The sequence below is a fragment of the Pseudoalteromonas sp. MMG012 genome (assembly GCF_018100875.1).
GTDB classification, from domain to species: domain Bacteria; phylum Pseudomonadota; class Gammaproteobacteria; order Enterobacterales; family Alteromonadaceae; genus Pseudoalteromonas; species Pseudoalteromonas aurantia.
The window spans coordinates 1-13,011 of the sequence record NZ_JAGJEF010000040.1 but is presented as its reverse complement, the minus strand read 5'-3'; the positions used below and the strand labels follow the sequence as shown (position 1 = coordinate 13,011).

Genomic DNA, 13,011 nt, shown 5'->3' with positions numbered 1-13,011 from the left:
ATTAGTCGTGAATGAAATACAGCATGGGGTTGAACTTTAAAACACCAAGTTACACACTAGACTCGGTGGCTATTATTGTAGGCTTTATAGCGGTGGCGATGTAAGATGTTCATGCAATTACGAGATAATTTAAAGGATGAGAAATGTTTGAAATTTTGGTCGGGTTACATGTTACTCACGCATCTATGTATAAAGATTATCGTGCAGCTATGACACCAATACTGCGACAATATGGTGGCTCTTTTAGTACTGACTTCATTGTTGAGGAAGCGCTGATGGGGCCGAGTAATAAAATTAATCGTGTTTTTACACTTCGTTTTTCAAATGAAAGTGATAAAACGTGTTTTTTTAAAGATGAACACTACCAAAATGTAAAAAGCCAATATTTTAATGACTCGGTCGCAGAAGTGTATATTTTATCTGAATATAGCTGTTAATTCATGTGAATAAACATTCGTCTAAGGAGCCGAGGCGATCATGTTGGTGTTTTTTTATAAATAGTGCCGCGTGAATTACTACATATTTATATTTTACATATTGTTACAGTAAAATATCAGAGATGGCTGCAATTCAACCTTATATTGTTATTATATTACAAAATAATAATGGAAGGATTGTATTCTTTGAAATTACGTACTCTATTTACAGCTATTACGGTTGCTATTGCTCCTGCAATTTCTCCGTTAGTGTCGGCCTACCAAACTGAAGACTCTCGACTTTTACGTTTTCCTGATATTCACAAAGATCATGTAACATTTGTGTATGGCGGTGATATTTATATTTCCCATATTAAAAGTGGTAAAAGTACACGATTAACCGATCATATTGGCTTTGAGACTTTCCCAAAATTTTCACCTGATGGGTCTAAAATAGCTTTTTCCGCTCAATATAATGGCAGTCGTCAGATTTACGTTATTAATAGCGATGGGTCTGATCTAAAACAGCTTACCTATTATAACGATGTAGGAAAAATGCCTCCTCGCGGTGGGTTTGATTACCGAGTATTAGATTGGACACCTGACGGCCAGCATATCGTTTTTCGAGCTAATCGAACACCATATGGTAAGCGTGTTGGCAAACCTTTTATGGTACCTGTCGCTGGCGGACTAGAGCAACCGTTGAATATCCCCGAAACGGGAGGCGGCATGTTATCGCCTGACGGGAAAAAGTATGTTTACACACCCATAGATAGAGAGTTTCGGACCTGGAAGCGTTCTCGTGGCGGACGAGCACAAGATGTATGGGTTTATGATTTAGAAAACAATAAGTCAGAGCAGTTGACGACCAACCGTGGAACCGATCAGCAACCAACTTGGGTAAATGACAGCATCTATTTTGTGTCTGATCGGGATTACACGCTCAACTTGTATAAATACCGTGCGGGTAAAAAGCCGATTAAAATGACCGAGCATCAAGACTTTGATGTGCTTTGGCCATCAGCGGGACCAGATGCCATTGTTTATGAAAATGGGGGGTATTTATACCGTTTTGATGAAGCGACAAAGCGCTCAGAGAAGTTATCACTGAATGTTGAGGGGAGCCGAGAATATACATTACCTTATAGTAAAAACGTCAGTGACTTTATTGATTCAATGGATGTCTCACATGATGGTAAAAGAGTGCTATTTAGTGCCCGTGGTGAGTTGTTTAGCGTACCTGTGAAACAAGGACCAACACGCAATTTAAGTCAGACACCAACAGGTCGCGAAATCTCAGCAACTTGGTCACCAAATGGTCGTTATATTGCTTATATGAGTGATGAAAGCGGTGAATACGAAATTTACTTACGTGATAGAGCCAATAACAGTGAAGTGAAGCAACTTACTGATAACGGGACTATTTGGCGCTTTGACCCGTTATGGTCACCAGATAATACTAAGTTATTGTTTGCAGATAAAAATCATACCCTGTGGTGGTTGGACATAGAAACGGGTACGCAACATAAAATTGATACAGCAAAGTATAATGAAGATGGGTTAACGCACTACATTTGGTCACCAAATAGTGAAGATATAGTCTTTGTCAAAAATAACGAAAATCGCTACGCTTCGCTTTGGCATTACAATGTTAATGGTAAATCGGTTAACAGATTAACTGATGAGATGATGAGTGAGACCAACGCAACATTCTCACCTGATGGGCAATACCTTTATTTTACTTCTGAGCGTGATTTTAACTTAACGTTCAGTAGTTATGAATTTGACTACATGTTTAATAAAGCAACACGTGTGTACTCGGTTGCCGTGAATGACACTGTTGTAGCATTGAATGCGCCACACAGTGATGAAGCGAGCATATTGAATGCGACATCAGAGGAAAGTGACACAAAAGAAAAAGAAGCAACGGATATAAAATTAGATAAAAACGGTTTTATGGCACGCGCCGTTGCATTAAGTGCACCTGCTGGGAATTATCGTAGCCTGACAGGCGTAAAAGGCGGAGTTCTGACGCTGGCGGATGGTCAACTTAAACTTATTCCTAGCAAACTGGGAGAGGAAGTGGCGACAGTTGCCAAAGGCGTTAGCAGTTATAAAGTCTCGGCTAATATGGAGCACGTAATCGTTAAAGCGGGCAAAAATTATAGTGTAATAAAGCCAGCAGCGAAGCAAGAGCTTAAGTCTAGCCAACTTAACTTAGATGGCATGATATTAAAGATAGATCCTAAAACTGAATGGGCGCAAATGTATAGAGAAGGGTGGCGCACATTACGAGACTGGTTCTATGATGAAAATCATCATGGACAAGATTGGGATGCTATTTTAAAGCGTTATCAGCCTATGGCAGAGGCAATCGCTCACCGTACTGATCTAGATTATGTATTGAGTGAAATTGCGGGTGAGATCAACGCCGGTCACATCTACGTGAACTCTGGGGATATGCCAGAGGCGACGCGTTTAAAACATGGTTTATTAGGTGCGCAGATCAGTGCACACAAATCTGGGTTCGTAAGAATTGAACAGATTTTTAAAGGTGAAAATTGGCATGAAGACTTCCGCTCACCACTCGATGAGACAGGGGTAAAAGCCAATATTGGTGATTATATCCTGAGCGTAAATGGCCGTGCAGTTAATACTGTTTTGAACTTCTACGAATTATTAGAGAACACCCAAGGAAAGCAAGTTGAATTGGTTTTAAATCAATCGGCAAGCTTTGAAGGTAGTTGGAAAGCTACGGTTAAACCGGTCGCGAGTGAATTGGGATTAAGATACCTCGAATGGACACGTTCACGAGCTGAATATGTTGATAAGCTCTCTGATGGACGGGTTGGCTACGTGCATTTGCCAAACACCCATTATGCTGGCAATCGTGCATTGTTTAAAAATTTCTTACCTCAAACAGACAAAGAAGCCATGATTATTGATGATCGATATAATGGAGGAGGGTTTATTCCCGAGCATATGATCACGTGGCTAGCGAGAAAGCCTTTAAATTATTGGAAGCGTCGTGGTGTTGAGCCAACTAAAACACCTCAATTTGCTCATGATGGGCCTAAGGCGATGTTGATCAATGGTTACTCTAGCTCGGGCGGTGATGCCTTACCGTATTATTTCCGACAAGCAGGACTTGGCAAACTCATAGGTACTCGCACATGGGGAGGTTTAATTGGTATTTCAGGCAACCCAGGACTGGTTGATGGTGGTTCAGTGATTGCAGCGACTTTCCGTATTTTAGATAATGAAGGTAATTGGATCATTGAAGACGAAGGCGTAAGCCCAGACATTGAAGTAATAGACCGACCTGAATTAATTCAAGCGGGTAAAGACCCTTCTGTCGAGCGTGCAGTGAAAGAGTTACTGGACGAGTTAGAAGCTAATCCGAAAAAGCCTTTAACAGTGCCAGCTGCACCGAGTAACTTTGGTCAGAAGTAATATGTGTTGATTTTGGTTTAACGCTAAATAACGGCTAGGCTTTTTCTTAGCCGTTATTTTTAAATGATTTTATGGGTGCTAAGACGCTTGATGTTTATATAAATGTGGAGCACACAATATGCACTTTAACTTACATATGATTGATAAAGCATAGAAAGCACGATGGTGATGTATAAAAGAGTCGTATTAATTACAGGTGGAAGTCGAGGTATAGGCGCAGCTGCAGCGAAGTTACTCGCAGAACGTGACTATGTTGTTGCAATTAACTACAAAGAAAACCATAACTCGGCAAAAGAGCTGGTAAAGTCTATTCACGCGATGGGTGGTCAAGCCGCTGAGTTTCAAGCTGATATAAGTGATGAACAGCAAGTTGAAGCGTTATTTTCATCGGTGCTATTAAAGTTTGGCCCAATTACACATTTAGTAAATAATGTTGGTGTGTTAGCGCAGCAGCAGCGAGTTGAATGTATGACTGCTGAGCGAATTAATCATATTTTTCAGTCCAATGTTACACCTTATTTTATTTGTGCTAGAGAAGTAATTAAGCACTTTAAAGAGCATGAAGATATGTCAAAATGTGCAATAGTCAATGTATCATCGGCAGCATCCAGATTGGGTGGTGCTAATGAGTATGTTGATTATGCCGCGTCAAAAGGCGCCATAGATACTTTTACAACAGGGTTGTCTTTGGAACTTGCACAATATGGCGTGCGTGTTAACTGTGTTAGGCCAGGATGTATTTATACTGATATACATCGTGATGGGGGAGAAGAGGCTCGTGTTTCACGGTTAGCACCTCAGCTGCCATTACGCCGTGGCGGTACGGCATTAGAAGTTGCCAATGCTATTGCGTGGTTATTAAGTGATGAAGCCAGCTATGCTACGGGTAGTTTCATTGATTTAGCTGGTGGAAAGTAATTTTTTAAAGTAATAACTGGTGCTGAAAAAGAGACCATTGCTGTCTCGCACAAAGTGAGGGATCTCCCCGCATTTTATGTAATTGATCGTTTGATAAAACTTTTCTGAGTTATCGCCAGTTTGTGTATCTAGGATGAGCAATTCAATCCCTTGCTTTGTAGCCTCACATTCTAACGATTGCATTAGAGCAGAGGCAATCCTCTGACGCTGATATTGAGGGTGAACAAGTAGTTTTTCCACTTCAGCTCGATGCACCCCATTCGGTTTTAGACACCGAGTATAATGAACGCAACCAACTAGCGTATTATCGCAAAAATATCCGAGAAACATACGACTTGTGAGCTGCATGTCGACGGCTTCCCAATAAGCACTGAGTGGCTGTGTATTATTACAGGTATTAAACCCTAAAGATGCACCGCTTTTAATACACTGAGCAAGTAAATGAGTTAATGCTATGTTGTATTGTGCAAGAGATGTGAGTCGTTTTATATGATAGTTCATGATGTCTGCGTGTCTTTTAGAGTCGAAAGCTGCGATTGAATATGCTCTATGTGCTTTTCTAACTTAACTTTTGCGTTATGCAAATGGTTTATACGCGATGTTGTATTGGTCTGTTGAGCGCGAATTGCACGGTAAATAGCCACCCTAGGTAGGTTGTACTTGTCTGCAGCACTGCAAATAGGCAAGTGTTTATTTAACATCTCATGCAACGCGTTGTACATTGCGTCGTTTTTATTTTGTTTTTGATACATTGTGAGCACTCCACTTTTTGACTGGGGTGTGATTATCATGAATTTGCCAAATGCTGATCTCTAAGTGCCATAGCAGATGTAAAGTTTGACAAAAATTGTACATAACGTTCGCCTATATTGTAAATGTCTGAACTTTATAAGAAAAAACCATACCAACTTTTAAATTTATTATATTTCAATTGGTTACGTATTTTTATTTTATGATATCGGACTCGTTTGCACCATTTATAGGAAATTTATATAGGGTTTGCACTGAATTGTCGCATGGGGGCAAGATACTTGGTCAGTGGGAGGCTTGAGTAGGTTGATTTTCAGAGTGTGTTTGAGCGTTAAGCTTTTAAAATAAAGCGTTAAATAACAGATTTCTATTATTAAAGGTGATAATTAGGTCAGTGTTTTTGGTGACTATACATTTTATTTTTTCTATTTCATTAGAGAATAGTTTTGTACGTAAGATATGTCGTGGCGTACATAAATAGAGCAGTTATAAGTTTAAAAGATATGCAATTATGAGAATATGTATTTCAGTCATGCAGTTAGTTGGTGCTTACTCATCAATAATGAACCAGCAGAGCACAACCTCCCCTATTGAACCGGTTTAATTTCAATGCTTCAGCAAGAAGCGGGTCGCCAATTTTAGATGGGTACGTATGAAGTAACCGTAGCTGAATTTCAGCGTTTTGTGCAAGCAACAGGATACAAAGTACCGACTAAATCTCGACAAGAATTAATGTTCCAACGCAATTGCCGAGGTAACACCATGTTGCTTCAGCCATAATGGTGAAGCATTGGTTTGTAAAAATGCCAAATACTCGCTTTTGAGCTCAGGGATTGAGTGTGTTAATTGATATAACGCAAGAGCAGAATTGAGTGATACGAGCCTATTATGGGTCAAGCGGGCTGTATTAAATGCTTCTTGAAACAGCAGGCGAGCATCATCAATTAAGTCTTGAGCTAATAACACTTGGGCTTCCAATTGCAATTGAGCAGGCTGTTTTACTGTATCATTGAATAATGCATGAGCAGATTTAAAATCCCGTACTTCAATATAATATGACACCAACATTTCTAAGGCATTATCAAGCACCCAGTAGTTATTCGCGGTTTTGGGAATGGTTAAAATACGCTTTAAGTAGGGCAAAGCAAGTGCATTATCTTGTGTGAACAATGCAAAATGAAAATATACAATAGCCTTATTAGAGTCGCTTAAATTATGGGCTATCAATAAAGCTTGGGCTTTATTTAGCTGAGCATACTGCTGGGCAGTATTGTTTACTTTTTTTGCTAGAATTGAATATAGCATGTGAAGTTCAAATTGTGCCAAGGGCGCCTGCTGATGTTGGGCTAAAGATATAGCTTCCTCTAACACATTAAACATTTGCTCTATATTGCCCTGTTCATAATGAAGCCATGCACTGGTATTGAAGTAGTCATATTGTAAAGGCCAAAGCGAAGTATGTTCGAGCTCTTTTCTCAATAATGTTAATCGATGAGTACTTTGTTGATGTTGCTTGCGCATTTTGTAGATCATGCCAATTAGCCACTGAGCTTGTGCTCGATAGGCTTTTTTTCCATACCCTCTGTCAGTAAGCAACCTATCTAGGTGCACCATGGCGACATCAGGCTGCTTAGCGTAAACTAAATGCTTTGCCAGTAATAGTGTTATCTGCGCATTATTTGGTGCGTGACTATGCATTGTTTCTAGCTCAGCTAAACTCAGCGGTTTATGTGAAGAAAAAAACGATAAATCATGTAGTTGCTTAAGTTGCTCGTCTAATGCCAAACGCGCTTTTTCAGTTGTTTCTCCAAATGCATAACCTTGCCAATGACGTGTGTCATTGGATAGACCATAGTGTAAAAACACGCCTTTTTCAGAAGGGTACATATCACCCCATAGGAGCCAGTTATTGAGTGGTAGCTGTGCGTTTTTCCAGGCTTGCTGCGGCGATAAAAAATGCTGCTGATTTATATCGCTAAGGCTGATAGTTTTAATTGAAAAGCGCGCGTTATCTGCAAAAACACTGGTATTAGTCAGCAGCAACTTGCTTTGTCCATCAGTACCTTGAGCATTCGTAGCGATATATAGTGGCGTTTGTGCGGCTGGGGTTTGCCATTGAGAGGCGAGCAACAAGATAAGAAAAATAAAACTGCAGCTTATTGCTGTATATAAATAATATGGTGATTTTTTATTTTTTGCGTATTCAACAGATGGGTGATTCAGGCTATTATCGATAGGATTGGATACTGCATATTGCCACTTATAGCCTTTCTTTGAATAGGTTTTGATAGTAGCCTCTCCAAAAATTGCTCGCAATTGACTTATAGTCTGAAAGACAACTTGTTCAGAGACGACTTTATTTCGCCAAACAGCATTCATTATGTCATCTTTACTGTGAATATCGCTTGGGTTTAGTAAGAAGTATTCAAGTAATAACGTTTGGTTTCGTTTTAAGACAATTAGCTCACCATTTCTATACAGTACGCGTTTATCACATGAGTATTGGTATTGAGAAAACTGTAACTCCATAGAATTTATCTGTTTTTATTACTTTGAGACTTATTATTACATAGTCTTAAAATAGATGGGAGTGATATTCATAGCTATGGGCAGCTAACAGCTCACCTTAACCATTGTTAATGGTTATAAGGAGTGATAAATGGATGGAAAAATGCGACTAAGTCAGTTTTCTAGTTGGTGCTAATTACGCTAAATCAGAAGCAGGTACTCGGTGTACTGATGCATGGAGTGTTGCATGGAATGTTGCGGTAGAGGCAAGAGTATTTGCTAATCCTATTGAACAGGATTTAAGTTATGACTTACGAGATGATGGCTATTTGGAAGTTAAATTTAAGTATTACTTTTAGTAACTGAAATATTAGCACGCGAACCGATTTGAGGGGCAATAATATGATTAACCTAAATGTAATTGCCTTTACAGTGTTTTAAGCTAGTTTATTCAGGTGTGTTCATAACTTTCTGATAGATAAAAAATTTGGAGGCAACGATGCTTAAACCCGTTTTTACCATATTATTTTTCTTAATAGCAGCGCCACTCATATTGGCGCTATTTATTGCGAATTCATATCATGTGGAGCGAAGTGTTGTTATAGAGCAACCGGTTGAAATGGTGTTTAATTATGTTAAATACTTAAAGAATCAAGATAAATACAGTCGTTGGGCTAATATTGACCCGAATATGAAAAAGGACTATCGGGGCATTGATGCGCAAGTGGGGTTTGTATCTGCATGGCACAGTGAACACCCAGACGTAGGGACTGGGGAACAAGAAATTGTTGGTATAACACCAATGCAACGGATTGACTATGAACTCCGGTTTTTAGCGCCATTTGAAGCTACAGAGCCCGCGTACATGCTTACTAAACGTATTGGTGAAACCACTGAGGTTAAGTGGGGGTTTCAAGGGCATATGAATTACCCAATGAATTTGACATTTTTGTTTATCGATTTTGAAAAGCAGATAGGTGATGATTTGCAAGCAGGGCTTGACCAGTTAAAAATGATCCTTGAACAGTGAGTAACTCAAATACGAAGTGACGGGTATAAGACGTCTATAAAACTGACTATTATCAAAATTAACCTTACGGCGTAGGTGTTTTTTAGTTCAAGGTCAGCAGTGGGAAAGCTTTTGGCTCTCCCATATATCGTTGTTATAGAGTTTGCTTGTTAAATGTAGAATTCGTTTTACAACCACCTATTTCGCTAAAGCGATGTTGATGGCCCTGTGTTTCCGGCGTGATGTCATAAATAGGACCAGACTCAACGCGATAATTGTTTCCTTTGAAGCTAAACGTATCTCCCTGAGTGTAAATGGTCGGGTATCCTTGCCATGATGAGTTGCACGGATCACATTTTGGCAGTACTTGAGCTATGGCATTTAATAGTTGATGCTCTGAATCTCTGCTGTCTTGATGTAACTCCCAAATAAATACACCAGGGTAGTTATTGTCTTTTACATATTGCGATTTCTTTTGAATGAGTTTTGGGGTTTCCCAGTACCAATGAATATTATCGTCAATAGCATGACCTGAATTAAAATCAAGACCTAAATTTCTGACTGAATTTTCGACAATGTAATCTGTGGTAACGATGTTTACTTGATCACTTTGTCCATTCACAAAACCTTTGTGGTAAAAGGGGAGACCGAGTAGAGTTTTCTCTCTCGAGTATTTTTGCGCCATGCTATTGATGCCTGGAATATTCGACTCCAAACCCATTTTCGTATACAGCCACGCACTGTGGTGATCAATAAACGACCCTGGCCATTGTCCCGTAAAGTTGTATGCCATAAAGCGAATGTAGTCAGCATAAATATCTAAGTCAGCGTGATAATTTGGTCCACTCCAAAACCCGGCCTCCACATCGGTGCCTAAGTCGATTTCGCTGGGTAATAGTTCATGCAACCGTTTTAACAGATAGTGATGATTACTGCTTTCAATTGGGTTTGGCTGTTCATAGGTAGAGAAATGTTCCCAATCGATATCTATGCCGTCTAACTGATGCCGTATTGCATAGTGTGTGATATTTTCCGCCAGTGTATCTAGATCCGATTTAGTCAGGTTTAAAAAGTTTACGCCCGCGCCCCCAATAGATAAGATAACACCAACATTGTTACTGCGACCAAAATGCAAAGCATCATTAATGTGGAAGTCTACTAAGCTGGTATCCAGCCCACCGCCTTCAGTTGGGAAAGCAAATGCTAATATAATATGCGTTAAGGCATCGCTATTGAGCTCTTCTATTGCCAACGCACCACCGAGTGGGTATTGCCAAGTAGCATAGTAGCCTTCTACTCGCGGACATTGAGCTGCGTGACTGTTAAATACCGCGCCTAGGCAAAATGCCAACAAAGTTCTTTGTATCATTGTATATTTCCTTTACATGTATATGTTATTCCGCTGTTAGCGTGGCTGTTTTTTGAGCTAGTTGCAATAGGGTTGAATACCGACGTTGGTCTAAGGTTTATAGTTAAATTACCTCGTATTACGAAAGGACTTTGAGTGTATATTGCGAGTTAAATTTTTGTTTAGATAGGAGTCAGTTGTTGGCCGATGAGCGACTAAGTACTTGGATCTGCAAGGTCTGTTCTTTTATGCTAATTTTTTAAATCAATAAAGCCAAATTTTCAACATTATTCGCAGTACATCTCTATGTTAATCGCTTATATTTTATTTAAAACAACTTATTTCTATTTAAAATCAATGCACTGAAAGTTGCTGTGAAATTTTATTATGATGTTTTTCATTTCATGTATCATAAGTGAGGTTTTAAAAAGATGTTTATTTATTATGAATTTATATTAAATTATTTCAGTGTGGATGCTATTAATTACTCTTTGTAAGAGATAAATATCAATTTAAACACTTAAAGTACAGTAAGTTAAAAATTATGGAGTGATAGGCTTTAGTTTAAAAGAGTCTGTGGTATTACACCAATGAAAAAACTAAAGGAATGAAAATGAGTAAGCATATTAAGCTCTTTGGAATAGGGTTATTATTTTCTGGTCATAGTGTGTTGGTAACAGCTCATGAGCTACCGCAGATTGATGTAAATGCAGATGTTGAATGGCATAATATTGTAACTTTGACAAAAGATTTAATGGATAAAAAAGAAAAGCACAATCAGGCGCACAGTGGCGTGTATATAAACTCATATGGACTCTCTCGATTTTGTACGGATAGTAGCCTAAAACACACCCTTTCTGATGCGTCAGGGTTTATTACGGCAAGCCCTAGTTGGGTAATTAAAAATTCATTGGATTTAAACACGCAGGTTAAAAAAAGTGATTGGACAAGTCGCTCGCATTACTCAAGTGCAAACTCTCCGAGTGGTTATGATGGACTTGAGTCGGCGTATTATGCCTTTATGTCCAATCATTCAGGTACTTATAATAATAATTGACTGGCACCACTTAATGTTGAAGAAAATGGTTCTTGCCATATTTTTTCTAGTCAAATGTCACCAGGTACGGTCAATTTAAGGCATTTATTTATAAGTGGGTGCTGTAGTGTCATTAAAGGTGAATGCTCTTCAAATAAGAAGAAAGCGAACATATTAAATAATAAGTTTACTTCTGCGGTTGAACAGTCGAGCCCAGTATCCTCATCTGTGTTACAAACACCAGATAAAACATGGGCTAGCAGAGCTAAGGGGGTGAATTGTATTTATGGCGTAAATGGTTACCAAAATGATTGGGGGCATTACGGTAGCTCATTCTGGAATAAGTGGAATCGTGTCGGAGTTCAAAACAAAGATGCGTGGTTTGATGCAATTGATGCCGGAGATAAAAGTGCATTGGGTGGTATGATATGTTTTGGTCCAGATGCACGTGAAAAGCTCTATAGTACAGAACTTTCATTAATAAAAAGCACTGGCTCACATTGGTCATACATTGTTCAAGAATTCTCTAAGCGTGCTGCACCGATTAAGAATTCAAATCAGTACTATACACTCTACCCTTACATATCTTTAGAAAATAAGTTTGACGTAACGGGTTTGTTGACGTCTAGTATTGTGCCAGCCCAAGCAAAAATTTTCTCGATGCCTCAGGAGAGGGCGGTAAGCCTAGCAACATCTCTCATAGATAAGCAGCTCACATCTAAAAAAGGAATAGGTTGGCAAGTATACCAAATTAAAGATGAGCGTTACTCTGAGGCATTTGGTGCCAATGATAGGTTGGTTGCAAAGCGGATTGCATTTAGTAAAAAAGTGGGCGATGCATGGATAGTAACACCTGATGTTATGCCTGCTGTAAAGTTAAATGCGAATGATATGGCAGTGTCACATGCTGGGTTGGCATTCGATATAAATATTCCTGAAAATACTAGTTGGGAGATTTCAAGTAAGTATAAGCAAAGCCTGTTAGCACAGGCTGAAGCTAAAATGGTAGAAAAAATTAAAACGGAAAACACGACAAAAAATTGGCAAAATTATGAAATCGAAGTGGTATCTAGTGAGTTTGGGTATGACGTAAGATTACAAGATAGCAAAGGTCGGATCCCACTTCGGATATTTGGGCGCGTGTTGTTGAAAGAAAAATCATCAATGGTTACGCCAAAGCTTCAATTAATATCTGTTGGCTTAAAATAGCTGAAACTATGAATTATGACAGATATCGCCCTCTACAGAGCCAAAGGAGGTAAGTAATCATTTTGATTGTTAAAGCTTCACCCTCGCAATTTAGGGTGGAGCTTTGTTGTTTAAAGAATTAAATCGTCACCTTCTGATTCGGTTTTTTGAAAACCCCACATGTAATATAAGTTTTGTTAAACTTATTTATTGAAATTTTAAGTCGTAATTTATGATACTCATCATGCTATGTATAGAGTGTATTTTCACTCGAAAAGTGCCCCATAATACCGAAAATTTATTTATAGGTGTTTTGGGTGTTCTATGAAAGAATCGATGCAGTCGGAGGGAGCTTTAGCTTGTAAAATTGGTGAATCATTTAAGA

The 13,011-nt window shown here is 38.9% G+C and carries 10 protein-coding genes; 6 read left to right on the top strand and 4 right to left on the bottom strand.

What is annotated here, in order from left to right:
- Positions 1-143: 143 nt before the first annotated feature.
- From J8L97_RS13775 to J8L97_RS13765, 3 genes are all read left to right on the top strand, one after another.
- A complete protein-coding gene (locus J8L97_RS13775; protein WP_211050460.1) occupies positions 144-437 on the top strand; it encodes a DUF1330 domain-containing protein in 294 nt (97 codons plus the stop codon).
- A 186-nt stretch (positions 438-623) separates the two neighbouring features.
- On the top strand, positions 624-3,869 hold the full coding sequence (locus J8L97_RS13770; protein WP_211050458.1) for a S41 family peptidase: 3,246 nt from the start codon (positions 624-626) through the stop codon (positions 3,867-3,869).
- A gap of 162 nt (positions 3,870-4,031) precedes the next feature.
- The gene (locus J8L97_RS13765; protein WP_211050456.1) at positions 4,032-4,787 is read left to right on the top strand and encodes an SDR family NAD(P)-dependent oxidoreductase; all 756 of its coding nucleotides are present in this window, start codon (positions 4,032-4,034) and stop codon (positions 4,785-4,787) included.
- Here J8L97_RS13765 and J8L97_RS13760 read toward each other — a convergent pair.
- The 3 genes from J8L97_RS13760 to J8L97_RS13750 form a co-directional block, all read right to left on the bottom strand.
- Complete coding sequence (locus J8L97_RS13760) at positions 4,770-5,288, bottom strand: GNAT family N-acetyltransferase (RefSeq protein WP_211050454.1); 519 nt, start codon at positions 5,286-5,288, stop codon at positions 4,770-4,772. The genes J8L97_RS13765 and J8L97_RS13760 overlap by 18 nt on opposite strands.
- Positions 5,285-5,539, bottom strand: coding sequence for a hypothetical protein (locus J8L97_RS13755; protein WP_211050452.1), 255 nt, complete (start codon positions 5,537-5,539; stop codon positions 5,285-5,287). Before J8L97_RS13755 ends, J8L97_RS13760 begins: the two co-directional genes overlap by 4 nt.
- Before the next feature lie 727 nt (positions 5,540-6,266).
- Positions 6,267-8,066 carry a winged helix-turn-helix domain-containing protein gene (locus J8L97_RS13750; protein WP_211050450.1) on the bottom strand — a complete coding sequence of 600 codons (1,800 nt, stop codon included), beginning with the start codon at positions 8,064-8,066 and terminating at the stop codon, positions 6,267-6,269.
- Positions 8,067-8,544: 478 nt separating this feature from the next.
- Between J8L97_RS13750 and J8L97_RS13745 the strand changes: the two genes are divergently transcribed.
- The gene (locus tag J8L97_RS13745; RefSeq protein WP_211050449.1) at positions 8,545-9,075 is read left to right on the top strand and encodes an SRPBCC family protein; all 531 of its coding nucleotides are present in this window, start codon (positions 8,545-8,547) and stop codon (positions 9,073-9,075) included.
- A 133-nt stretch (positions 9,076-9,208) separates the two neighbouring features.
- Here J8L97_RS13745 and J8L97_RS13740 read toward each other — a convergent pair whose 3' ends face one another.
- Positions 9,209-10,423 carry a glycoside hydrolase family 18 protein gene (locus tag J8L97_RS13740; RefSeq protein WP_211050446.1) on the bottom strand — a complete coding sequence of 405 codons (1,215 nt, stop codon included), beginning with the start codon at positions 10,421-10,423 and terminating at the stop codon, positions 9,209-9,211.
- 592 nt (positions 10,424-11,015) lie between these two features.
- On the opposite strand from J8L97_RS13740, the gene J8L97_RS13735 reads away from it, so the two are divergent.
- A complete protein-coding gene (locus tag J8L97_RS13735) occupies positions 11,016-11,459 on the top strand; it encodes a hypothetical protein (protein WP_211050444.1) in 444 nt (147 codons plus the stop codon).
- A gap of 54 nt (positions 11,460-11,513) precedes the next feature.
- Entirely contained in the window at positions 11,514-12,647 is a 1,134-nt protein-coding gene (locus tag J8L97_RS13730; protein WP_211050442.1) for a hypothetical protein, read from the top strand.
- The last annotated feature ends 364 nt before the right edge of the window (positions 12,648-13,011 follow it).